The organism is Pelomonas lactea (assembly GCF_043555885.1).
Classification (GTDB): Bacteria; Pseudomonadota; Gammaproteobacteria; order Burkholderiales; family Burkholderiaceae_C; genus Pelomonas; species Pelomonas lactea.
This window is the reverse complement of record NZ_JBIGHX010000007.1, coordinates 248,459-269,568: the sequence shown is the minus strand read 5'-3', so window position 1 is coordinate 269,568 and position 21,110 is coordinate 248,459. Positions and strand designations below refer to the sequence as shown.

The window sequence follows — 21,110 nt, the reverse complement described above, 5'->3', positions numbered from 1 at the left end:
CACGAGCTGGAACCAGCAAGGGCGGGCCGACGGGCCCGCCCTTTTTTGCTTTCAGGAGGCGCTAACGACGGCTGTGGGTCTGCCCCAGCCCGAGAGCAGGGCCAGCACGCCGCCGCCGGCGAGCACGGCGGCCAGCGCATCCATGCGGGCCATCGGCAGCGTCGCGGCCACCGTCGTCAACAGCGCCGCTGCTGCCATCTGCACAAAGCCCAGCAGCGCCGAGGCTTGCCCGGCCTGCGACGCGAACGGCGTCAGCGCCAGCGCCGTGCCGGTGGGCGACACCAGGCCCATGCCGAACAGGAACACGCAGCCCGCCACGGCGAAGCCGGGCAGGCCGGTCCCAGGGCTCGCGAGCATGGCCAGCCCGCCGGCAACGGCCATCGCGGCGCCCAGCCGCAGCACGGCGGGCGCACCCCAGCGGGCTGTCCAGCGCGGCGCCGTGCTGCCGGCCGCGAAGACGATGAACACCGTCGCGGCAAAGAACAGGCCCACCTGCAGCGCCGAGAAGCCGAAGTCGCCGGCCAGTACCAGCGGTGTGGTGCCGAAGAACGCGAACAGCGCACCGAGGATGGCCGCCGTGGCCAGCGCGGGCCGCATGAAGCGGGCGTCGCTCAGCAGCGTCAGGTAGCCGCGCGCCAGTGCGGCCACGGGCTGGCGGCGGCGGCGCTCGACCGGCAGCGTCTCGCCAACGATGCGCGCGTAAGCCAGCGCCAGCGCCACGCCCGTGACCACCAGCACGCCGAACAGCGCGCGCCAGCCCCACGCGGCCTGCACCAGCCCGCCCAGCAGCGGCGAGAAGCCCGGCGCGGCGGCCATGACGACCATGATGCGGCCCAGCAGCGCGGCGAGCTGAGGGCCTTCGAACCGGTCCCGCGCGGCGGCGCGCGCCAGCACCGACGCCGCGGCCACGCCCACGGCCTGCAGCACGCGGCCCGCGAGCAGCGCCGGCAGCGTCGGCGCCAGCGCACCGAGGATGCTTCCCGCGACGAACACGGCCAGCCCGCCCAGCACGACCGGCCGGCGGCCGAGGCGGTCCGCCAACGGCCCGACGACCAGCTGTGCCAGCGCGAACGCCGCCAGGAACATGCCCAGCGCCGCCGCCGTCAGCCGTGCCTCGTCGACGGCCAGCGACCGTGCAATGACCGGCAGCGACGGCAGCAGGATGTTGGTGGACAGCGTGCCCATCGCCGACAGCGCGGCCAGCGTCAGCAGCCAGGGGCGCGGCACGGCGCTCATGGGCGCAGCCCTTCGGCGACGAAGGCCACGCTGCGCGCAATGACGCCGGCATCGGTGAGCAGCCGTCGGTGGCCCAGGCCCGACACGGGCTCCAAGCGCGAGCCCGTCCAGGCCGCGTGCAGCGCTTCGGACGCGGCGAACGGCACGGTGCGGTCCTCGGGGTCGTGCACGATGAGGCCGGGGTGGCGCAGGCCGTGCTGCAGTCGTTCCAGGTCGACACTCGCGATGGGCGTGCCGATGAAGCGCTCCACCCAGCCGGCGAACGCGGCCGCGTCGGCCGGCCCCAGGCCCTGTGCGCGGGCCAGCCCCTTGACCATGGGCGTCAGCGACGATGGCCCCGCCAGGTGCACGCTGCGCCGCACCGCCAGCCCGTGTGCAAAGGCCAGCAGCGCTGCCGCCGAGCCCATCGAGTGACCGATGACGCCGTGCACCTCGCCGAGGTCCGCCACCACGGCACGCAGCGCCCGGCCCGCGTGCACGACGCTGGCCGCGTGGCCGCCGGAGTCGCCGTGGCCGGGCAGGTCGAACAGCGTCACCGAGAAGCCGGCAGCCACCAGGGGCTGCGCGAAACCCAGCAGGTGCGAGCCGCGGCTGTTCCATCCGTGCACGAGCACGACTCGCGGCCCGCTGCCCAGCGTCCAGCGCGCAAGCTTGTGGCCTTCATGGCGCAGCGGCGCCTGCTCGGCGGCGGCCAGCGCGGCGCGCTCATCGGCCGTCGGCGCGATGCGCTCGGGGGTCGAGAAGGCATGGCGTGCGGCGGCGAGGTGGCCGTCGGCATGGGCGTCTTGCGGCGGGCCCAAGGCGGTGGGCGGGGTCATGGGCGCCTCCGAAGAGAGTCAGGCGTAGGCCGGTGCGGCGCCGGACAGGCTTTGCTTGACCTGGCGGCTGATGTCGTCGGCCAGCACCTCGATGGCGCCGGCTTCGACGCCCTGGAGTGCCAGGCGCGCCACGTCGGCCGGCGCGGACTTGGGCGCGTCCAGGCCGCGCGTCATGTCGGTGTCCATGTAGCCCACGTGCAGGCTGGTGACCTGCGTGCCCTGGGCCTTCAACTCGGCGCGCAGGCCGTTGCTCAGCGCCCAGGCAGCGGACTTGCTGGCGCTGTACGGCGCCAGGCCCGGCAGCGTCAGCCAGCTCAGCACCGACAGCACGTTCAGCACCGCACCGCCTCCGTTGGCCTGCAGCACCGGCGCGAAGGCCTGCGTCAGCGCCCAGACGCCGAACACGTTGGTTTCGAAGTGATGGCGTGCCGTGGCGATGGCGTCGGCGGCCAGCACGCCCGAGGCTTGGGACACGCCCGCGTTGTTGATGAGCAGCGTCACGTCGCTGCACCGTGCGGCCGCGGCGGCGACCTGGCCGGAGTCGGTCACGTCCAGCGCGACGGGCACGACGCCGGGCAGCGTGATGGTGGCCGGGTCGCGCGCGGCGGCGTACACCTTGGCGGCACCGGCGGCCAGCGCCGCCTCGGCGAAGGCGCGGCCCAGGCCGCGGTTGGCACCGGTGATGAAGACGATGGCGTTCTTGAGCTGCATGGCGATTCCTTCTTGATCGGCTTATTCATGTCGATTGACATGATTGAGATAAATGTCGTCCAACATATAAAATGTGTCAACCGCAAACCGAAAGACCCCGCAAGGAGGCTGCGATGAAGGTCACCCGCGCCCAGGCCGAAGAAAACCGTGAACGCATCCTCGACAACGCCGCGCAGCTGTTCCGCGAACGCGGCTTCGACGGCATCGGCCTGAACGACCTGATGCAGGCCGCCGGCCTGACGCGCGGCGGCTTCTACGGCCACTTCGAGTCCAAGGACGACCTCGCTGCCCAGGCCACGCAACGCGCGCTGCAGGCCAACCGCACGCAGTGGAAGCAGCAGACCGAGCGCAGCCTGCCGGCCTGGGTGAAGACCTACCTGTCCGACGCCCATCGCGACCACCCCGGCGCCGGCTGCGGCCTGGCGGCGTTGGCCGGCGATGCCGCGCGCGGCGGAGCGGCGGTGAAGGGCGTGTTCGCAGAGGGCGTCGAGAGCCTGGTGGCAACGCTGCAGGGCCAGATGCCGGCGGCTGATGAGGGTGGCCGGCGCGAGCAGGCGCTGGCCATGCTGTCCACGCTGGTGGGGGCGCTGCTGCTGTCGCGTGCCGTGGGCGACGGCGCGCTGTCGCGCGAGCTGCGCGAGGCCGCGCGCAGCCAGCTGCCGGCCGGCGGCTGAACGGTCACCCGCCGGGGGCGGGCGGCGCGTGCGGCGGAACCCCCTGTGGCATGCTCGCGCCCCATGTTGACGCCTAGAAGACTTTGCAGGCATGCCTGAGGTGGGGCCGCTGCTGCGCCGCTGGCTGATGCTCCTGCTGCTGCTCGGCACCTGCGCGCTGGCGCAGGCCCAGCGGCTGCCTCAGCCCACGCCCCGGCATGCTGGCGACGACGCCGCGCCCGCCGAGCTCGCCACCACGGCGTGGCGGCGCGACCAGCTGGACGCCTGGTGGAGCGCGCTGCGCCGCCAGTCCCTGGCTGCGAGCGACCAGCTCGCGCTGCCCGCCGACCTGTTGCCGCCCGAGGACGCCACGGCCTGGCGGCCGGTGACCATGCCCGATGTGCGCGCCCGCCCCGGCGCGGCCGTCGTGAACGACGCGCGCGGTTATGAGATGCGCTGGTACCGGCTGCAGCTGCCGGCTGGCGTCGACGAACCGCAGGCGCTGTACCTGCCGCGGCTGGTGACGCTGTCGGCCGCCGTGCTGGCGCGCCACCCCGGCGGCGGCTGGCGACTGCTGCTGGACAACCAGCACGCCGAGCGGGAGCAATGGGCGCAGCCGCTGTGGCTGCCGCTGCACGCCACCGGCACCGAGGGGCTGGAGCTGGTGGTGGCACTGCCGGTGCCGGCGGGCAGCTTCCATGCGGTGTCGCGCATCTGGGTGGGCCCGCGCGACGTGCTGGAGAAGCGCTGGCAGTGGCGCGTGCGCATGCAGGCCGGCCTGCCGCAGGCCGTCAGCCTGACGCTGGCCGTGCTGGGCCTGTTCGCGCTGACGCTGTGGCTGCGCCGGCCCGACGAGGCCATCTACGGCCTGTTCGCCGCCGCGGCGGCCGCCTGGATGGTGCGCAACCTGCATTACTACGTCAGCCTGCCGGCGTCGCCTGTGGCGCAGGACTGGTTCTGGTGGGCCACGCACGCGTCCATGGCCTGGGTCATGGTGACGGCGTTGCTGTTCGCGCTGCGCTTCGCGCGCCGGCGCGCGCGCTGGCTGGAGCGCGGTCTCATCGCCGCGGTGGTCGTCGTCAGTGTCGTCAGCATGCCGATGTGGCTGCGGCAGATCGACATGGTGGTGCTGCAGTACGGCGTGACGGCTGCGGTCGCCGCCGTCGGCACGCTGTGGCTGACGCTGCTGGCCTGGCGCGAGCGCTGCACCGAGCTGCGCGTGATGGCGCTGGCACTGCTCATCGGCGTGGCCATCGGCGCCCACGACCTGGCGGTGCTGGCCGGCTGGGCCTGGCCTGAGCACTTCTTCTGGATGCCGTTCGCGACGCTGACCGTCATGCTCAGCTTCCTGCACGCCGTGCAGCGCCGCTACGTCGGCGCTGTCGAGCAGGTGCAGGCCGAGAACAGCCAACTGCAGGAAGACCTGGACGAGCAGGTCTCGGTGCTGCAGGCGCAGAACGCGCAGCTGCGCGAGGTCGAGCGCCAGCAGGCGCTGCTGCTGGAGCGCCAGCGCATCATGGCCGACATGCATGACGGCCTGGGCTCGTCGCTGCTGTCGGCGCTGGTGGCGATGGAGCAGGGCAGCATGTCGCACGAGCAATGCGTGGAGGTGCTGCGCGAATGCGTGGACGACCTGCGCCTGGTCATCGACTCGTTGGAGCCCGTGGGCCACGACCTCGTGTCCCTGCTGGCGACGATGCGCTATCGCCTGGGCAAGCGGCTGCAGACCGGCGGCCTCAAGCTCGACTGGGACGTGCAGGACCTGCCGCCGCTGGCCTGGCTGGAGCCGCCCGATGCGCTGCACGTGCTGCGGCTGATGCAGGAGGCGCTCAACAACGTGCTCAAGCATGCCGGCGCCAGCCGCGTGCGCATGGTCACGCGCCACCATGGCAGCTACATCGAGATCCGCGTCGAGGACGACGGTGCGGGCTTCGATCTGCAGAGCATCCAGCACGGCCGGGGACTGAAGAGCCAGATCAAGCGGGCCCAGCGCCTGGGCGGCAAGCTGCGCATCGACTCCTCGCCAGGACATGGCACCAGGCTATCGCTGCGATTGCCCGTGGAGCGCAAGAACCCGGGCTGATTCCCGGACAATCCGGGTTATGAACCAGCCTCCACGCTCGCTTCGCTCACTGTCCCCCGCGGGGGCGCGTCAGTGCCTTCGGGCGGCCGGGCGCCACTGACATGGTCAAGCAACGCACCCTGAAGTCCATCACGCGCGCCGTCGGCGTGGGCATCCACAGCGGCCAGAAGGTCGAGCTGACGCTGCGCCCGGCGCCCATGGACACGGGCATCGTCTTCCGTCGCGTGGACCTGTGCCCGCCGGTGGACATCCCGGTCGGCGTCCATTCGGTCAGCGACACGCGCATGGCCACCACCATCAGCCCCGGTGGCGACCCCGGTGCGCCGAAGGTGCAGACCATCGAGCACCTGCTGTCGGCCTGCGCCGGGCTGGGGCTGGACAACCTCTACGTCGACATCAACGCCGACGAGGTGCCCGTGCTGGACGGCTCGGCCGCCAGCTTCGTGTTCCTGCTGCAGTCGGCCGGCATCGCGATGCAGGACGGCGCCAAGCGCTTCCTGAAGGTCAAGAAGCCTGTCGAGGTGCGCCAGGGCGAAGGCAAGAAGCTGATGTGGGCCCGGCTGACGCCGTACCACGGCTACACGCTGAGCTTCGAGATCGAGTTCGACAACCCGGCCGTGGCGGCCACCGGCAGCCAGTACGTGTTCGACATGGGCTCAGGCGCCTACAAGAAGGACATCGCGCGCGCACGGACCTTCGGCATGACGGCCGACATCGACCTGATGCGCTCACGCGGCCTGACGCTGGGCGGCTCGATGGACAACGCCATCGTCGTGGACGACTACAAGGTGCTGAACGCCGATGGCCTGCGCTATGACGACGAGTTCGTGAAGCACAAGATCCTGGACGCCATCGGCGACATGCAGGTGGCCGGCATGCCGCTGCTGGCGGCCTACACGTCGTTCAAGGGTGGCCACGCGCTGAACAACAAGCTGCTGCGCGCGCTGCTGGCGGACAAGGAGGCCTATGAAGTGGTCGTCTTTGAGGATGACCGGGACGCGCCCAAGGGGTTCGCGGAGCTGGCGCCAGCCTGGTAACCCATGCTCATCGCCCGCCTCGTCATCGGCCTGCTGCTGTTCGCGGCCATCGTCTGTTTCGCGCTCTCCATCGCCACGGGCCAGCCGCGCTGGCGGCGGCTTGGTGTCGTCATCGTCAAGTGGACGCTGGTGGCGGGCCTGGGCTTTTTCGCCGTGCTGATCCTGGAGCGGCTCGCGTTGATGCTGTGACGCCGTTCACACGCCGGGCGGGCCACCCCTGGGCTTGCGGGGATGCCGTCGCGCGCCGAGGTGCTCAGAATGGCGTCACGGTCGCTGAACGAGTTGCGGCGGCCGAGCCTGGCAGACAACAATACGCCGGGCGCCACGCGCGGAGATGGCCGGGGGGCCGGGGAAGCGCGATGGATGGAAGAGAGATCGTTCGAACCGAACTTGGGCCGCTCCGCTGAGCGGCCCTATTTTTTAGCTGTCGCGAAGCTGTCTCAGGCGTAGCGGGAGCGCAGGTGGGCTTCGAAGTGCGCCGGGTTCAGTGCCTCACCGCTGGCGCGCCTGACGAGTTCCGGCGTCTCCCAGCGGCTGGCGGCCTGCCACACATGCGTGCGCAGCCAGTCGAACACGCCGCCCAGCTCGCCCCGCGCGATGCGCTCGTCCAGGTCGGGCTGTTGCGCGCGCATCGTCGCGAACCATTGCGCCGCGTACATCGCGCCCAGCGTGTAGCAGGGGAAGTAGCCGAACAGGCCGGCCGGCCAGTGCACGTCCTGCATCGCGCCGTCCTTGAAATTGCCGCGCGTGTCCAGGCCCAGCAGTTCGGCCATCTTCGCGTCCCACAGCGTGGGGATGTCGTCCACCTCGGCGTCGCCCTCGATGAGGGCGCGTTCGATGTCGAAGCGCAGCAGGATGTGGGCGGGGTAGGTCACCTCGTCGGCGTCCACGCGGATGAAGCCCGGCTGCACGCGCGTCAGCAGCTTGTGCAGGTTGCCGGGCTCGAACGCGGGCTGGCCGCCGAAATGCTTCACCAGCAGCGGCGCGAGCAGGCCCGCGAAGGCCGGGTGGCTGCCGAGCTGCATCTCGAAGCTCAGGCTCTGGCTCTCGTGGATGCCCATGGAGCGCGCACGCGCAATGGGCTGGCCCAGCAGTTCGCGCGGCAGACCCTGCTCGTAGCGGCCGTGGCCGGTCTCGTGGATGGTGCCCATCAGGCTGGGCAGGAAGTTGTCCTCGCGGTAGCGTGTCGTCATGCGCACGTCCTCGGGCACGCCGCCGCAGAACGGGTGTGTGCTCTCGTCCAGCCGGCCGGCGTCGAAGTCGAAGTCCATCAGCCGCATCGCGTCCAGCCCCAGCGCCTTCTGCGCCGCGGTGGGGAAGGGGCCGACGGGCTCGATGACAGCCTCGTTGGACTGCTTCGCCGTGACGTCGCGGATCAGCCCCGGCAGCCACTGGCGCAGCGGTGCGAAGGCCTGATCCACGTCCGCGCTGCGCATGCCGGGTTCGTACAGGTCCAGCAGTGCGTCGTACTTGCTCAGCCCCGCGCTCTGCGACAGCAGCTCGGCCTCCTGGCGCGCGATCTTCAGTACCTCGCGCAGGTTGGGCGCAAAGCCCGCCCAGTCGTTGGCCGGGCGCTGCGTGCGCCAGGCGTGCTCGCAGCGGTTGTTGGCCAGGCTCTTGGCCTCCACCAACGCCTGCGGCAGCGCGTTGGCGGCACGCCAGGCGCGGCGGATCTCGCGCAGGTTGGCGCGTTGCGTGTCATCCAGCGGCTCGGCGGCGGCGGCGTCCAGCAGGCCGGGCAGTGCGGGGTCGGTGGCCAGCTGGTGCAGCAGGCCGTCCATCTCGGCCAGTGCCAGGCTGCGCGCCTCGTTGCCCTTGGCGGGCATGTTGGCGGCCTGGTCCCATTGGGCGATGGACTGCAGGTGGGCCAGGCGGTGCAGGCGCTGCTGGCGCGAGGCCAGGTCTTGGTAGGCGGGTGTGTTCATTGCATCCATGACATCCAGGATTCGGGAATCAGCCACAGCAGGGCGGCCGTGAAGCAGAGGAAGCGCAGGCCCTTGCCCAGCGCCATCCAGCCCACGCAGGGCCAGAACGGCAGTCGAAGCCAGCCGGCCACGGCGCACAGCGGGTCGCCGACGATGGGCAGCCAGCTCAGCACGCAGGCCCTGGGGCCGAAGCGCTTGAGCCAGGCCAGCGCGCGCGGGTTGGGTGGCTCGCGGTGGCGCACGGCCTCGACGGCCTTCTCGGCGCCGTAGCCCATCCACCAACTGACCGCGCCGCCCAGCGTGTTGCCGACGGTGGCCACCGCGATGACGGGCCAGAACATCGCCGGATCGGCCTTGACGACGACGAAGACCGCCGGCTCCGACCCCAGCGGCAGCAGCGTGGCCGACACGAACGTGATGACGAACACCGCCATCAGCCCCACCTGCGGCAGCGCCAGCGCCGCCAGCATGTCGTGGATGAATTGCGCGAGCCAGGCTTCCATGCCGGCATTGTCAGCGCGACCGGAAAGGCCGGATGGCTACAATCTCGCCTCTTTTTTGAGCAGACTTCGTGCAAATCGGCCCCCACTCCCTCCCCAACCGGCTCTTCGTGGCGCCGATGGCGGGGGTGACGGACCGGCCCTTCCGCCAGCTCTGCCGTCGTCTCGGTGCGGGCTACGCGGTCAGCGAGATGGTCACGTCGCGCAAGGAGCTGTGGGGCAGCCTGAAGACCTCGCGCCGCGCCGACCACGCCGGCGAGCCCGGGCCCATCGCCGTGCAGATCGCCGGCACCGACGCGGCCATGATGGCCGAGGCCGCGGGCTACAACATCGACCGCGGCGCGCAGATCATCGACATCAACATGGGCTGCCCGGCCAAGAAGGTCTGCAACAAGTGGGCCGGCTCGGCGTTGATGCGCAACGAGGCGCTGGCGCTGGAGATCGTCGAGGCCGTCGTGGCCGTGTGCGCGCCGCGTGGCGTGCCCGTCACACTGAAGATGCGCACCGGCTGGAGCGCCGACGAACGCAACGCGCTGCGCCTGGCGACGCTGTTCGAGGCCGCCGGCATCGCGATGCTGACCATCCACGGCCGCACGCGCGAGCAGGGCTACAAGGGCCTGGCCGAGTACGACACCATCGCTGCCGTGAAGGCCGCACTGGGCATTCCCGTCGTTGCCAACGGCGATGTCGACTCGCCCGAAAAGGCCCGCGACGTGCTGGCCTACACCGGCGCTGATGCGGTCATGATCGGCCGCGCCGCGCAGGGGCGGCCGTGGATCTTTCGCGAGGTGTCGCATTTTCTGGCGACGGGTGAACACCTGCCCGCGCCCACCGTCACCGAGGCGCGCGACGTGCTCACCGAGCACCTGCACGACCACTACGGCCTGTACGGCGAACTCAGCGGCGTGCGCAGCGCCCGCAAGCACATCGGCTGGGCCGTGCGCGGCCTGCCCGGCGGGGAAGCCTTCCGTCAGCACATGAACACCCTGGAGCGCTGCGAAGAGCAGTTGCAGGCGCTCCGCGACTGGTTCGACGAACTCGGCCAGACCCACCACCGCCTGCCACCCGCAGCGGTTCCTGCAGCCAATGACGACGAGGCCGACGACATGGCCTGCGCCGCCGCCTGAGAGATTCCACTCGCATGAGTGCCCAGAAGAACACCCCGCCCAACCCCATCGACGCCTGCGTGCGCGACAACCTCGAAGCCTTCTTCCGTGACCTCGACGGCCAGGAGCCGCACTCGATGCACGAGATGCTGATCAAGCTGGTGGAGAAGCCGCTGTTCGAGATCGTCATGCGCGAAGCCGGCGGCAACCAGAGCAAGGCCGCGCAATGGCTGGGCATCAACCGCAACACCTTGCGCCGCAAACTCACTGATCACAACCTTGGCTGACCCCACCATGGCACTCACCGCACTCCTCTCCGTCTCCGACAAGACCGGCATCCTCGAATTCGCCAAGGCGCTGCACGCTCTGGGCACCAAGCTGCTGTCCACCGGCGGCACCGCCAAGCTGCTGGCCGACGCCGGCCTGCCCGTCACGGAAGTGGCCGAGCACACCGGCTTCCCGGAAATGATGGACGGCCGCGTGAAGACGCTGCACCCCAAGATCCACGGCGGGCTGCTGGCTCGTGGTGACACGGCCGAGCACGTGGCCGCGATGGAGAAGCACGGCATCACGCGCATCGACATCCTGGCCGTCAACCTCTACCCGTTCGAGGCGACCGTCGCCAAGCCCGGCTGCACGCTGGAAGACGCCATCGAGAACATCGACATCGGCGGCCCGGCCATGGTGCGCAGCGCGGCCAAGAACTGGAAAGACGTGACGGTGCTGACGGACGCGGCCCAGTACGCCGCCGTGCTCGAAGAGCTGAAGGCCCACGGCAAGACCAGCGACAAGACCCGCTTCGCCTGCAGCGTGGCCGCGTTCAACCGCATCGCGCAGTACGACGCCGCCATCAGCAACTACCTGTCGGCCCTGCAGGACGACGGCGCAAAGGCTGAGTACCCCGCGCAGATGAACTCGACGTTCGTGAAGGTGCAGGACCTGCGCTACGGCGAGAACTCGCACCAGACCGCCGCGCTCTACCGCGACCTGTTCCCCGCGCCCGGCTCGCTGGTGACGGCTAAGCAGCTGCAAGGCAAGGAGCTGTCGTACAACAACATCGCCGACGCCGATGCGGCCTGGGAATGCGTGAAGAGCTTCGACACGCCGGCCTGCGTCATCGTCAAGCATGCCAACCCCTGCGGCGTGGCCGTGGGCGTTAACCCGGCCGAGGCCTACAGCAAGGCCTTCAAGACCGACCCGACCAGCGCCTTCGGCGGCATCATCGCCTTCAACCGCGAGCTGGACGGCGCCGCGGCACAGCTGGTGGTCAAGCAGTTCGTCGAAGTGCTGATGGCCCCGAGCTTCAGCGCCGAGGCGCTGGAAGTGTTCAAGGGCAAGGTCAACGTGCGCCTGCTGCAGATCGCGCTGCCGGCGGGTGGCTCGCGCCCGTGGGACCAGGGTCGCAACGCGCAGGACGTCAAGCGCGTCGGCTCGGGCCTGCTGGTGCAGACGGCCGACAACCACTTCCTCAAGCGTGAAGACCTCAAGGTCGTCACGACGCTGAAGCCCACCGAACAGCAGCTGGACGACCTGATGTTCGCGTGGACCGTGGCCCAGTACGTGAAGAGCAACGCCATCGTCTTCTGCGGCGGCGGCATGACGCTGGGCGTCGGCGCCGGCCAGATGAGCCGCCTGGACTCGGCCCGCATCGCCTCCATCAAGGCCGGCCACGCGGGCCTGACGCTGGCGGGTTCGGCCGTCGCCAGCGACGCCTTCTTCCCGTTCCGCGACGGCCTGGACGTGCTGGCCGATGCGGGCGCGACCTGCGTCATCCAGCCGGGTGGCTCCATGCGTGACGACGAGGTCATCGCCGCCGCGAACGAGCGCGGCATCGCGATGGTGCTTACTGGCGTGCGGCACTTCCGGCACTGACGTGCCGTGTCAGGTGCCGAGGCGTTCTTTGTTGCGCTGATTGGCTTGATGCTGGCGGTCGGTTTCATGCGCAGCGTTTTGCACATACTGCGGCGGCGCGCCGCGGTGATGCCAGCCAACACAGCTCTTGGCGACTCGGACAAAGCATGGCAGGCGACGACGCCTCAGGAACTGCGAGACCTCAGGCATGAGGCGTCGCAGATGTCCCTGCCTGACGCCACGTTCGCCGTGGCGAATTTCAAACCCTGGAGTGGCGGCCAGGAGCCGCTTGTTCTGCTTCGGGAGGTGTTTCCGTCTGCCGATCCTGCGGCGTTGGAACTCCTCCTTGCCGAAGCCCGGCGGCTGCGCGCCGAAGCGAGAGCGGTGGCTCTAGAGCACCACGGCTGGAACAAGGCTCGGCTGATGAGCGAGTTCCCGATGTTTGGGGAGCGCAGCATCCAGCGCGCTATCAGTCTTGCCTGCTTCGAGAACCGCTGACGCTGAGCTTCTAGACGCAGCCCTCTAGTCCAGGGCCGCCCCTGTTGGGTCGCCCACCACTTGCGGTTAGCCTCACCGGATTCGATCCAGAACCGGAGACAAGCCCATGGACACCGCGCTGCAGGAACGCCTGCACCTGGCGCTGACGGCGCAGCGCCGCGCGTTCGACGCCGAGCGCATGCCGTCCTACGCCGTGCGCCGCGACCGCCTGGAGCGGCTGCTCAACATGACGCGCCAGCACGGCGAAGCGCTGGCCGCCGCGATGGCGCAGGACTTCGGGCACCGTGCGCGCCAGGAGTCGCTGCTGGCCGACATCTTCACCGTCGAGGCCGGCGCGCGCCACGCGCTCAAGCACCTGCGCGCGTGGATGAAGCCGCGCCGCGTGGCCACGCCGCTGCACTTCCTGCCCGGCCGCAACGTGCTGATGCGCCAGCCGCTGGGCGTCGTCGGCGTCGTCGCGCCCTGGAACTATCCGTACTACCTGGCCATGGAGCCCGCCGTCGCCGCGCTGGCGGCCGGCAACCGCGTGCTGATCAAGCCGTCGGAGCTGACGCCGGCCACGTCCGAGCTGATGGCGCGCCTCGTCGCCGAGCACTTCAAGCCCGAGGAGATGCTCGTCATCACCGGCGACGCCGAGGTCGGCAAGGCCTTCACGCAGCTGCCGTTCGACCATCTGTTCTTCACCGGCTCCACCGCCGTGGGCCGCCATGTCGCCCAGGCCGCGGCGAAGAACCTGACGCCCGTGACGCTGGAGCTGGGCGGCAAGTCGCCCGCCATCGTCGACCGCAGCTGCGACCTGGCGCTGACCGCGTCGCGGCTGGCCTTCGGCAAGCTCTTCAACGCCGGCCAGACCTGCGTGGCGCCGGACTACCTGCTGGTGCCGCGCGAGCTGGTGGAGCCGCTCGCCCAGCAGATCCTGGCCGAGATGCGCCGCATGTACCCGCGCATTGCCGGCAATGCCGACTACACCAGCATCGCCACGCCGCGCCACCACGCGCGGCTGCAAGGCCTGATCGCTGACGCGGCCCAGCGCGGCGCGCGCGTGCTGCGCACGCATGACGAGCAGCCTGACGACCGCCGCCTCGTGCCGGCGCTGCTGCTGGACGTGCCGGCGGACGCCACCGTCATGCAGGAAGAGATCTTCGGCCCGCTGCTGCCCGTCGTCGGCTACGACAAGGTGGACGACGCGTTGGCCCACATCAACGCCGGCGACCGGCCGCTGGCGCTGTACTGGTTCGGCCAGGACAGTGCCGCGCGCGACCACGTGATGGCCCAGACCCATGCCGGCGGCGTGACCGTCAACGACTGCCTGTGGCACCTGGGCCAGGAAGACCAGCCTTTCGGTGGCGTCGGCGCCAGCGGCATGGGCTCGTACCACGGCGAGTGGGGCTTCCGCACCTTCAGCAAGGAGAAGCCGCTGTTCATCCAGTCGCGCTTCGCCGGCACCAAGCTGTTCCAGCCGCCGTACGGCCCCACCTTCGAGCGCCTGCTCGGCCTGTTGAAGAAGATCGTGTGATGCAGCGCCGCGGATTCCTGAAGTTGGGCGTGGGCGCCGCCGTCGTCATCGGCGTGGCCGGGGCGGGCGTGGCGCTCATCAAGCCGGGCCTGGTGGACGGCAAGCTGGGCCCCGGTGCGCGCGACGTGATGCGCGCCGCCGCGCAGGCCGTGCTGTACGACCTGCTGCCGCCGCCTGGCGCCGCGCGCGACGCGGCGCTGGCGCTGCAGCTGGACCGGCTGGACGCCTTCATCGCCAGCCTGCCCGCGCCCACGCGCAAGGAGCTGTCCGACGCGCTGGGCCTGCTGGCCACGGCCGCGGGCCGCTTTGCGCTGGTGGGACTGTCCCGCCCCTGGGCGGAGGCCACCGTCTATGAAGTCCACGAGGCGCTCAACGCCATGCGCGTCTCCACGTCCAACACCAGGCAGCAGATCTATCACGCGCTGCGCGACCTGAACGTGGTCGCCTTCTTCAACTCGCCGGACAACTGGCGCAGCGTGGGCTACCCCGGCCCGGTGCAAATCCCATGAGCGCCGCGCCGGACCGCTCCAAGCAAGCTCGCTCCCGCCTGGCGGGACAGGCCGCAGGCCGAAGGGTGCACCCATGAGCTCCATTCCCGACCCCATCGTCGACGGCCTGCAGCGCGGCTGGAAGGTGCATGGCGGCCCGCACGCCGCGCTGCCCGCCGCGCTGGACTGCGACGTCGCCATCATCGGCAGCGGTGCCGGCGCCGGCATCACGGCCGAGATGCTGGCCCGCGCCGGGCTGAAGATCGTCATCGTCGAGGAAGGCCCGCTGCGCTCCAGCCACCAGTTCAAGCAGCGCGAGATCGATGCCTACGGCCAGCTCTACCAGGAAGGCGGCGGCCGCAAGACCAAGGACCAGGTCGTCAACATCCTGCAGGGCCGCTGCGTGGGCGGCTCCACGACCGTCAACTGGACCGGCTCCTTCCGCACGCCGCCCGATGCGCTGGCCTACTGGGGCGACAAGTTCGGCCTCACGGACTTCAACGAGGCGGCCATGGCGCCGTGGTTCGAGCAGGCCGAGCGCCGCCTGAACATCGCTGACTGGCAGACCGCGCCCAACGAGAACAACGACGTGCTGCGCCGCGGCGCCGAGAAGCTGGGCATCCCCACCAAGGTCGTGCGCCGCAACGTCAGGGGCTGCTGGAACCTGGGCTCCTGCGGCATGGGCTGCCCGACGAATGCCAAGCAGTCCATGCTGGTCAGCACGCTGCCGGTGGCGCTGGACCATGGCGCCACGCTGCTGGTGCAGACGCGCGCCGCAAGGTTCGAGCTGCAGGGCGACCGCGTCAGCGCGCTGGTGGCCGAGCCGGTCGCGCTGGACGGCGCCGTTACCGGCGCGCCGGTGCGCATCACCGCCAAGCACTACGTCGTGGCCGGTGGCGCCATCAATTCGCCCGCGCTGCTGCTGCGCTCCAACGCGCCGGACCCTCACGGCCTGCTGGGCAAGCGCACCTTCCTGCACCCGACGGCCGGCGGCTCGGCGCTGTTTAACCACGACGTCGCCGGCTGGGCCGGTGCGCCGCTGTCGGTGTTCTGCGACCACTTCCTGCACACCGGCCCGGTCGACGGCCCGGTGGGCTACAAGCTGGAGGTGGCGCCCGTGCACCCGACGTTCGCGATGGGCAATGGCGGCGGTATCGGCGTCGAGCTGGCCCAGCGCGCCAAGGACATGCCGCGCACGCAGCTGATGATCGCGCTGCTGCGTGACGGCTTCCATGCCGACGCGGCCGGCGGCGCCGTCAAGCTGCGCAGCGACGGCTCGCCGGTGCTGGACTACGCGGTGACCGACTACCTGCTCGACGGCGTGCGCCGCGCCTACCTGACGATGGCCGAGATCCAGTTCGCGGCCGGCGCCCAGGCCGTGCGCCCCGTGCACGAGCAGGCCGCCAACTACGCGACGCTGGCGGAGGCCAAGGCCGGCATCGCGGGGCTGGCGATGAAGCCCTTCCTCGCCACCGTCGGCAGCGCGCATGTGATGGGCGGCTGCACGATGGCCGCCGATGCGGCCCGCGGCGTCGTGCGGCCGGACGGCCAGCACTGGCAGCTCGCCAACCTGTCGGTGCACGACGGCTCGCTGTTCCCCACCAGCCTGGGCGCCAACCCGCAGCTGACGGTCTACGGCCTCGCGACACGGCTGACGCACGGGCTGCTGCAGCGCCTGGGCGCCAAGCCCCTGATACTGGCCTGATGCCTCTGCCGCTTTTCCGCCTGGCGCCGGTCCTGCTGGCCGGCGTTGCCCTGTTCTCCCACGCCCAGCCACCGGCCGCTGCCGAGCCCGCGGCGTCCGCCGCGTCGGCGCCGGCCGCATCGCGCGTTGCCCGGCTGCGGGCCCAGTCGCTGCGCCCCGGTGGCACGGTCTACCCCGTCGAGCTGGCCGGGCAGGGCGTGCAGGGCACGGCCGACGTGTTCGTGAAGATCGCGCCCGACGGCACGCCGGCCGAGGTCAGCCTGCATGCGTCGTCGCGCTCCCCGGCGCTGGACGAACTGGCGCTGGCCTTCGTGCGCGGCCTGCGCTTCGGCGCCAAGGCCGGCGGCAGCGGGGCGCCGCTGCCCGACGTCATCGTGCCGGTGGAGTTCATGCGCGACACGGTCGAAGGCCTGGCGGCCAAGACCTGCGCCGAGTTCAACACCGACACGGCCTACTTCAGGGCCACCTTCCCCGAGACCGACCCGTCGCACATGCCGGTGGTGCGCATGACGACGGGCATGCTGCTGCTGGCCGGCATGCCGCGCCAGAGCGGCGAGGCGCTGGTGGCGCAGGCGAAGCAGCTCAACGCGGCCGCGGCGGGCATCGCGGCGGCCTGCGAGGCGGCGCCCGACGCGCTGTATTCGAAGGTGTTCGTCGAGCTGGTCAAGAAGGCCCGCTGAGCGCTGCGCCCGCGCGGCGGACGAGAATCGTCCGCATGCCCCTGCCACCTGCCATCACCCCGGCCACCGCGGCCGATGCCGACGCGCTCGCCGCCTTCGCCGCCCAGGCCTTCACCGACACCTACCGCGGCCTGGACGACGCGCAGGAGATTGCCGACTACGTCGCCGAGCACTTCACGACCGACGTCATGGCCGGCGTCATCCGGGACCCGGCCTGCACGACGCTGCTGGCCCGCATAGCCGGCCAGCTGGCCGGCTACGCCGTGCTGCGTGACAAGCCGGCGGCGGGCTGCGTGGCCGGGCCGGCGCCGCTGCAGCTGTGGCGGCTGTACCTGGGCCAGGGCTTCATCGGCCAGGGCCTGGGCGCGCGTCTGATGGGCGAGGTGCAGGCCCGGGCGCGCCAGCGCGGCGCGCGCACGCTGTGGCTGGGTGTCTACGATCGCAACGTGCGGGCCGTCGAGTTCTACCGGCGCTTCGGCTTCGCGCAGGTGGGCACCGACGAGTTCCTTTTCGGCGGGCGCCTCTACACCGACCCCATCTACGCCATGCCGGTCACGGAGATCCCATGATCCAGGGTTCCTGCCTGTGCGGCCGCGTGAGCTGGCGCTTCGACGGCCAGCCCGACGGCGCCACCGCCTGCAACTGCACCGCCTGCCGCCGCTACGGCACGCTGTGGGCCTACGACTACGTGGACGAAGGCATCCACGTGACCGGCCCCACGCAGGCCTATGTGCGCGGCACGGCGCTGGAGTTCCACTTCTGCCCCAGCTGCGGCTGCGTGACGCACTGGCGCGGCCTGCGGCTGGACGAGCAGGGCCGCCGGCGCGTTGCCGTCAACCTGCGGCTGGCCGAGCCGGCCGCCGTGGCGGACATCCCCATCGACCATTTCGACGGCTTCGACACCTTCGACGACCTGCCGCGCGACGGGCGCTGCGTGAAGGACTACTGGTTCTAGAGGGCGCCTCCTCCTACAGGTAAAGCCTTGAAACCGGACAGCCCGGCGCCAGATCCGCGACGCACACTGCCAACCTGGCTTGAGGAGTCTGCGATGAAGTTCACCCGCTTGCTGCTGACGTGCGTGGCGCTGCTGTCCACGCTGTGGCTGGGCGCGGCGCATGCGCTGCCCACGGTCGACCAGGTGCAGGCCGCCACCCAGCGCGGCGATTACGCGGGCGCCGAGAAGATGATGCGCGAGGTCGTCGCGGCCAAGCCCGACAGCGCCCGCGCCCACTACGTGCTGGCCGAGCTGCTGGCCCACCAGCGCCAGTTCAAGGAGGCCGCCGAGCACACCCGACGCGCCCGCGCGCTGGACCCGGCGCTGAAGTTCACCGACCCGGCCCGCTTCACGGCCTTCGAGCAGCTGCTGCAGCGCGAGCAGGTGGCCGAGGCCCGGCCCACCGCGCCGGCTTCGCTGGAGCCGCTGCCAGCGCCGCCGGCCGCCGCACCCGTGGAGCGCACCGAGCGTGCCGGGTCATTCGGCGGCGTGCCCGTGTGGCTGCTGGTGGCGGGCGTCATCCTGTTCATCGGCCTGGCGATGCGCTTCATGCGCGGGCGCACCTCGCAGCCTGTCCAGCCGGCGTATGGCGGTGGCTTCAGCCCGGGGCCCAACATAGGCTACGGCGGCGGCATGCCACAGGCACCTTCCAATGGCCCGGGCCTGATGGGCGTGGGCCTGGGCGTGGCGGGCGGCGTGGCGGCCGGCATGCTGGCCGAGCGGCTGCTGCACGGCGGGCATGACGAGCGCAGCCTGCCCAGCAGCGCCGGCGCCGGCGCGCCGGGCGGCCTCATGCCCGGCAGCTTTGGCGGTGGCGACTTCGGCGCTGCCGACGAGCTGACCCGCCGCGACATCGACTTCGGCAGCGGTGATGGCTGGGGCGGCGGCGACGCGGGCGGTGGCAGCGACGGCGGCGGTGACTGGTAACCGCTGAAGCCGGCGGTGAGGGCGGCCCGATAATCCCGCCCCATGACGCCAGCCGCCTTCACCGGCCAGTTGCTTGCCTTCATCGCCCGACTCATCACGGGCGCACAAGGCCACTGGAAGGGCTGCCCGCCAAAAGCCGAGCAGCGCATCTACATCGCCAATCACCAGAGTCACTTCGACCTGGTCCTGATCTGGGCGGCCTTTCCGCATGAGCTGCGGGCGCAGACCCGCGCCATCGCCGCGCGCGACTACTGGACGAAAAGCGCCTTCCGGCGCTGGCTGACGACCGAGGTCTTCAACGCCATCTACGTCAGCCGCACCCGCGCGAACCCCGACGAAGACCCGCTGGAGCCGCTGGTCGAGGCGCTGTCCAACGGCGACTCGCTGGTCATCTTCCCGGAGGGCACCCGCTCCAACAAGGGCAACCCGCAGCCGTTCAAGAGCGGCATCTACCACCTGGCCCAGCAGTTCCCGCACGTGCAGCTCATTCCCACCTGGATCGACAACGTGCAGCGCGTCATGCCCAAGGGCGAGGTCGTGCCGGTGCCCATCCTGTGCACCGTCACGTTCGGCGAGCCCATCCAGCTGCACGACGGCGAGAGCAAGGCCGACTTCCTGTGCCGCGCCCGCGAGGCCGTCATGGAGCAGCGCCCCGACCCCGACTGGGTTCCGCAGCCTGAGGACGACAACTGATGCGCTGGCTCAAATCCCTGGATGCCAGCGAGCAGGTGGCGCTGCTGTTCGTCGTGCTGTTCGGCTTCCTGCTGCTGCTGACGCTGGGCCTGTTCCTGAACTCGCTGCGCGAGCGCGAGGACGAGGACGCGCGCCGCAAGTCCGAGCTGACCTGGGCCCGCGTGCGCCGCGACCTCCGCGCGGCCTGGATTGGCGGCTGCATGTTCTGGGTCGCGTGGATCTCCGGCCCGCTGGGCGCGACGCTGCTGTTCGCGCTGTTCTCGTTCCTGGCGCTGCGCGAGTTCATCACTCTCGTGCACACGCAGCGCAGTGACCACCGCACGCTCATCGTCGCGTTCTTCGTGCTGGTGCCGGTGCAGTACATGCTGTGCGGCACGCGCTTCTTCGACCTGTTCACCGTGTTCCTGCCGGTCTACGGCTTTCTGCTGCTGCCCATCGTCAGCGCGCTGGCCGACGACCCCAGCCGCTTCCTGGAGCGCAACGCCAAGATCCAGTGGGGCGTGATGGTCTGCGTCTACGGCCTGTCGCACGCGCCGGCGCTGCTGCTGCTGGACTTCCCCGGGTTCACGGGCCGCGGCGCGTTCCTGCTGTTCTTCCTCGTCATGGTGGTGGCCGCCTCGCAGATCGCGCAGGAAATCGCCACGCGCACGCTGCGCCGCCGGCCCGTGGCGCGGCGCATCAGCCGCAGCTTCTCCATGCGTGCCTGGTGGATAGGCACGCTGACCGGCTCGCTTGCCGGCCTGGGTCTGTTCTGGATCACGCCGTTCAAGGCCGGCCAGGCGCTGGCGATGGCCTTCGTGACGGCCGCCGCCGCGGGTTTTGGCGGCCTGGTCATGAAGGCGCTGAAGAAGGATGCCGGCGTGCGCTACTGGGGCAACCGCAGCTCCATCACCGGCGCCGTGGGCCTGCTGGACCGCATCGCCGTGCTGTGCTTTGCCGCGCCGGTGTTCTTCCACTCGGCGCGCTGGTACTTCCAGCTGCCCCTCGGGGCGCGCTGATGCGCATCCTCGGTATCGACCCGGGCCTGCAGACGACGGGCTTCGGTGTCATCGACGCGGACGGCCCGCGCCTGGCCTACGTGGCCAGCGGCACCATCAAGACCAGCGGCGTCGCGGTGGGCGACCTGCCGGCGCGGCTGAAGATCCTGTTCGACGGCATCCGCGAAGTGTCAGCCCGCTACCAGCCGCAGTGCGCTGCGGTGGAGATCGTGTTCGTCAACGTGAACCCGCAGTCCACGCTGCTGCTGGGCCAGGCGCGCGGCGCGGCGCTGGCGGCGCTGGTGTCGGGCGACCTGCCCGTCAGCGAGTACACCGCCGTGCAGATGAAGAAGGCCATCGCCGGCCATGGCCAGGCCAAGAAGGAGCAGATCCAGGCCATGGTGCAGCGGCTGCTGAACCTGCCCGGCGTGCCGGGCAAGGACGCCGCCGACGCGCTGGGCCTGGCCATCATGCACGCCCATGCGCGCATCACCTTCGACGCGATGAGCCGCAGCACGACGCTGCAGCGGCGGCAGCATGCGCAGTTCAAGGGAAGCCGGACGTATTGAGGCCCCTCGTCCGGTCTTGCCGCGCTGAACGCGGGCAAGCCCAGCCTGTCCCCCGAGCACATCGCCAGGCGGGCCGGCTTGGGAGTGGAGTCGGACACAAGCAGTCCCTGCGGACTGCTTGTGCCTACGGAACGCCTTGGGCC

General features: G+C 70.8%; 23 protein-coding genes. 18 read left to right on the top strand and 5 right to left on the bottom strand.

Translation table 11 applies throughout. From position 1 onward, the window contains the following. Positions 1 to 51: 51 nt before the first annotated feature. From ACG04Q_RS19425 to ACG04Q_RS19415, 3 genes are read right to left on the bottom strand one after another with little or no spacing between them, the layout of a single operon-like run. Positions 52 to 1,236 carry a Bcr/CflA family efflux MFS transporter gene (locus tag ACG04Q_RS19425; RefSeq protein ID WP_394512932.1) on the bottom strand — a complete coding sequence of 395 codons (1,185 nt, stop codon included), beginning with the start codon at positions 1,234 to 1,236 and terminating at the stop codon, positions 52 to 54. Then, on the bottom strand, positions 1,233 to 2,054 hold the full coding sequence (locus tag ACG04Q_RS19420; RefSeq protein ID WP_394512931.1) for an alpha/beta fold hydrolase: 822 nt from the start codon (positions 2,052 to 2,054) through the stop codon (positions 1,233 to 1,235). Before ACG04Q_RS19420 ends, ACG04Q_RS19425 begins: the two co-directional genes overlap by 4 nt. Before the next feature lie 18 nt (positions 2,055 to 2,072). Beyond that, on the bottom strand, positions 2,073 to 2,765 hold the full coding sequence (locus ACG04Q_RS19415; RefSeq protein ID WP_394512930.1) for an SDR family oxidoreductase: 693 nt from the start codon (positions 2,763 to 2,765) through the stop codon (positions 2,073 to 2,075). Positions 2,766 to 2,878: 113 nt separating this feature from the next. On the opposite strand from ACG04Q_RS19415, the gene ACG04Q_RS19410 reads away from it, so the two are divergent. The 4 genes from ACG04Q_RS19410 to ACG04Q_RS19395 all read left to right on the top strand — a co-directional run bounded on the left by ACG04Q_RS19410 (position 2,879) and on the right by ACG04Q_RS19395 (position 6,727). Beyond that, the gene (locus ACG04Q_RS19410) at positions 2,879 to 3,439 is read left to right on the top strand and encodes a TetR/AcrR family transcriptional regulator (protein ID WP_394512929.1); all 561 of its coding nucleotides are present in this window, start codon (positions 2,879 to 2,881) and stop codon (positions 3,437 to 3,439) included. A 91-nt stretch (positions 3,440 to 3,530) separates the two neighbouring features. Continuing rightward, entirely contained in the window at positions 3,531 to 5,501 is a 1,971-nt protein-coding gene (locus ACG04Q_RS19405; protein WP_394512928.1) for a sensor histidine kinase, read from the top strand. Between the two features lie 101 nt (positions 5,502 to 5,602). Further along, entirely contained in the window at positions 5,603 to 6,538 is a 936-nt protein-coding gene (gene lpxC, locus ACG04Q_RS19400; protein WP_394512926.1) for a UDP-3-O-acyl-N-acetylglucosamine deacetylase, read from the top strand. Positions 6,539 to 6,541: 3 nt separating this feature from the next. Further along, positions 6,542 to 6,727: a hypothetical protein gene (locus ACG04Q_RS19395; protein WP_394512925.1), complete on the top strand. Its 186-nt coding sequence runs from the start codon at positions 6,542 to 6,544 to the stop codon at positions 6,725 to 6,727. A gap of 251 nt (positions 6,728 to 6,978) precedes the next feature. On the opposite strand, the gene ACG04Q_RS19390 is transcribed toward ACG04Q_RS19395, so the two are convergent. Then, positions 6,979 to 8,463, bottom strand: coding sequence for a carboxypeptidase M32 (locus ACG04Q_RS19390; RefSeq protein ID WP_394512924.1), 1,485 nt, complete (start codon positions 8,461 to 8,463; stop codon positions 6,979 to 6,981). Beyond that, positions 8,460 to 8,966 carry a YqaA family protein gene (locus tag ACG04Q_RS19385; protein ID WP_394512923.1) on the bottom strand — a complete coding sequence of 169 codons (507 nt, stop codon included), beginning with the start codon at positions 8,964 to 8,966 and terminating at the stop codon, positions 8,460 to 8,462. The genes ACG04Q_RS19390 and ACG04Q_RS19385 overlap by 4 nt, the downstream gene beginning before the upstream one ends. A gap of 68 nt (positions 8,967 to 9,034) precedes the next feature. On the opposite strand from ACG04Q_RS19385, the gene dusB reads away from it, so the two are divergent. From dusB to ruvC, 14 genes are all read left to right on the top strand, one after another. Beyond that, entirely contained in the window at positions 9,035 to 10,090 is a 1,056-nt protein-coding gene (gene dusB / locus ACG04Q_RS19380) for a tRNA dihydrouridine synthase DusB (protein ID WP_394512922.1), read from the top strand. Between the two features lie 14 nt (positions 10,091 to 10,104). Continuing rightward, a complete protein-coding gene (locus tag ACG04Q_RS19375; RefSeq protein ID WP_394512920.1) occupies positions 10,105 to 10,356 on the top strand; it encodes a helix-turn-helix domain-containing protein in 252 nt (83 codons plus the stop codon). A 7-nt stretch (positions 10,357 to 10,363) separates the two neighbouring features. Then, positions 10,364 to 11,941, top strand: a complete 1,578-nt coding sequence (gene purH, locus ACG04Q_RS19370; RefSeq protein ID WP_394512919.1) for a bifunctional phosphoribosylaminoimidazolecarboxamide formyltransferase/IMP cyclohydrolase — start codon at positions 10,364 to 10,366, stop codon at positions 11,939 to 11,941. 6 nt (positions 11,942 to 11,947) lie between these two features. Next, a complete protein-coding gene (locus ACG04Q_RS19365) occupies positions 11,948 to 12,418 on the top strand; it encodes a hypothetical protein (protein ID WP_394512918.1) in 471 nt (156 codons plus the stop codon). A 106-nt stretch (positions 12,419 to 12,524) separates the two neighbouring features. Further along, on the top strand, positions 12,525 to 13,934 hold the full coding sequence (locus tag ACG04Q_RS19360; RefSeq protein ID WP_394512917.1) for a coniferyl aldehyde dehydrogenase: 1,410 nt from the start codon (positions 12,525 to 12,527) through the stop codon (positions 13,932 to 13,934). Continuing rightward, positions 13,934 to 14,443, top strand: coding sequence for a hypothetical protein (locus ACG04Q_RS19355; RefSeq protein WP_394512916.1), 510 nt, complete (start codon positions 13,934 to 13,936; stop codon positions 14,441 to 14,443). Before ACG04Q_RS19360 ends, ACG04Q_RS19355 begins: the two co-directional genes overlap by 1 nt. A gap of 73 nt (positions 14,444 to 14,516) precedes the next feature. Further along, positions 14,517 to 16,127 carry a GMC family oxidoreductase N-terminal domain-containing protein gene (locus ACG04Q_RS19350; protein ID WP_394512915.1) on the top strand — a complete coding sequence of 537 codons (1,611 nt, stop codon included), beginning with the start codon at positions 14,517 to 14,519 and terminating at the stop codon, positions 16,125 to 16,127. Then, on the top strand, positions 16,127 to 16,807 hold the full coding sequence (locus ACG04Q_RS19345) for an energy transducer TonB (RefSeq protein ID WP_394512914.1): 681 nt from the start codon (positions 16,127 to 16,129) through the stop codon (positions 16,805 to 16,807). Before ACG04Q_RS19350 ends, ACG04Q_RS19345 begins: the two co-directional genes overlap by 1 nt. 35 nt (positions 16,808 to 16,842) lie before the next feature. Continuing rightward, positions 16,843 to 17,376, top strand: coding sequence for a GNAT family N-acetyltransferase (locus ACG04Q_RS19340; RefSeq protein WP_394512913.1), 534 nt, complete (start codon positions 16,843 to 16,845; stop codon positions 17,374 to 17,376). Continuing rightward, positions 17,373 to 17,762: a GFA family protein gene (locus ACG04Q_RS19335; RefSeq protein WP_394512912.1), complete on the top strand. Its 390-nt coding sequence runs from the start codon at positions 17,373 to 17,375 to the stop codon at positions 17,760 to 17,762. The genes ACG04Q_RS19340 and ACG04Q_RS19335 overlap by 4 nt, the downstream gene beginning before the upstream one ends. Positions 17,763 to 17,855: 93 nt before the next feature. After that, positions 17,856 to 18,728: a tetratricopeptide repeat protein gene (locus tag ACG04Q_RS19330; protein WP_394512911.1), complete on the top strand. Its 873-nt coding sequence runs from the start codon at positions 17,856 to 17,858 to the stop codon at positions 18,726 to 18,728. Positions 18,729 to 18,770: 42 nt separating this feature from the next. After that, positions 18,771 to 19,421, top strand: a complete 651-nt coding sequence (locus tag ACG04Q_RS19325; RefSeq protein ID WP_394512910.1) for a lysophospholipid acyltransferase family protein — start codon at positions 18,771 to 18,773, stop codon at positions 19,419 to 19,421. Next, on the top strand, positions 19,421 to 20,419 hold the full coding sequence (locus ACG04Q_RS19320; protein WP_394512909.1) for a phosphatidate cytidylyltransferase: 999 nt from the start codon (positions 19,421 to 19,423) through the stop codon (positions 20,417 to 20,419). Before ACG04Q_RS19325 ends, ACG04Q_RS19320 begins: the two co-directional genes overlap by 1 nt. Beyond that, positions 20,419 to 20,967 carry a crossover junction endodeoxyribonuclease RuvC gene (ruvC, locus tag ACG04Q_RS19315; RefSeq protein ID WP_394512908.1) on the top strand — a complete coding sequence of 183 codons (549 nt, stop codon included), beginning with the start codon at positions 20,419 to 20,421 and terminating at the stop codon, positions 20,965 to 20,967. Before ACG04Q_RS19320 ends, ruvC begins: the two co-directional genes overlap by 1 nt. Positions 20,968 to 21,110 lie beyond the last annotated feature (143 nt).

Excerpts from the sequence above, each read along its gene's own strand:
- ACG04Q_RS19360 (WP_394512917.1), top strand. The coding sequence starts at position 12,525 with ATGGACACCGCGCTGCAGGAACGCCTGCACCTGGCGCTGACGGCGCAG.
- ACG04Q_RS19395 (WP_394512925.1), top strand. The coding sequence starts at position 6,542 with ATGCTCATCGCCCGCCTCGTCATCGGCCTGCTGCTGTTCGCGGCCATC.
- ACG04Q_RS19325 (WP_394512910.1), top strand. The coding sequence starts at position 18,771 with ATGACGCCAGCCGCCTTCACCGGCCAGTTGCTTGCCTTCATCGCCCGA.
- ACG04Q_RS19335 (WP_394512912.1), top strand. The coding sequence starts at position 17,373 with ATGATCCAGGGTTCCTGCCTGTGCGGCCGCGTGAGCTGGCGCTTCGAC.
- ACG04Q_RS19340 (WP_394512913.1), top strand. The coding sequence starts at position 16,843 with ATGCCCCTGCCACCTGCCATCACCCCGGCCACCGCGGCCGATGCCGAC.
- ACG04Q_RS19425 (WP_394512932.1), bottom strand. The coding sequence starts at position 1,236 with ATGAGCGCCGTGCCGCGCCCCTGGCTGCTGACGCTGGCCGCGCTGTCG.
- ruvC (WP_394512908.1), top strand. The coding sequence starts at position 20,419 with ATGCGCATCCTCGGTATCGACCCGGGCCTGCAGACGACGGGCTTCGGT.
- purH (WP_394512919.1), top strand. The coding sequence starts at position 10,364 with ATGGCACTCACCGCACTCCTCTCCGTCTCCGACAAGACCGGCATCCTC.
- ACG04Q_RS19355 (WP_394512916.1), top strand. The coding sequence starts at position 13,934 with ATGCAGCGCCGCGGATTCCTGAAGTTGGGCGTGGGCGCCGCCGTCGTC.
- ACG04Q_RS19415 (WP_394512930.1), bottom strand. The coding sequence starts at position 2,765 with ATGCAGCTCAAGAACGCCATCGTCTTCATCACCGGTGCCAACCGCGGC.
- ACG04Q_RS19350 (WP_394512915.1), top strand. The coding sequence starts at position 14,517 with ATGAGCTCCATTCCCGACCCCATCGTCGACGGCCTGCAGCGCGGCTGG.
- ACG04Q_RS19390 (WP_394512924.1), bottom strand. The coding sequence starts at position 8,463 with ATGAACACACCCGCCTACCAAGACCTGGCCTCGCGCCAGCAGCGCCTG.
- ACG04Q_RS19405 (WP_394512928.1), top strand. The coding sequence starts at position 3,531 with ATGCCTGAGGTGGGGCCGCTGCTGCGCCGCTGGCTGATGCTCCTGCTG.
- ACG04Q_RS19345 (WP_394512914.1), top strand. The coding sequence starts at position 16,127 with ATGCCTCTGCCGCTTTTCCGCCTGGCGCCGGTCCTGCTGGCCGGCGTT.
- ACG04Q_RS19410 (WP_394512929.1), top strand. The coding sequence starts at position 2,879 with ATGAAGGTCACCCGCGCCCAGGCCGAAGAAAACCGTGAACGCATCCTC.
- ACG04Q_RS19375 (WP_394512920.1), top strand. The coding sequence starts at position 10,105 with ATGAGTGCCCAGAAGAACACCCCGCCCAACCCCATCGACGCCTGCGTG.
- lpxC (WP_394512926.1), top strand. The coding sequence starts at position 5,603 with ATGGTCAAGCAACGCACCCTGAAGTCCATCACGCGCGCCGTCGGCGTG.
- ACG04Q_RS19385 (WP_394512923.1), bottom strand. The coding sequence starts at position 8,966 with ATGGAAGCCTGGCTCGCGCAATTCATCCACGACATGCTGGCGGCGCTG.
- ACG04Q_RS19320 (WP_394512909.1), top strand. The coding sequence starts at position 19,421 with ATGCGCTGGCTCAAATCCCTGGATGCCAGCGAGCAGGTGGCGCTGCTG.
- ACG04Q_RS19330 (WP_394512911.1), top strand. The coding sequence starts at position 17,856 with ATGAAGTTCACCCGCTTGCTGCTGACGTGCGTGGCGCTGCTGTCCACG.
- ACG04Q_RS19420 (WP_394512931.1), bottom strand. The coding sequence starts at position 2,054 with ATGACCCCGCCCACCGCCTTGGGCCCGCCGCAAGACGCCCATGCCGAC.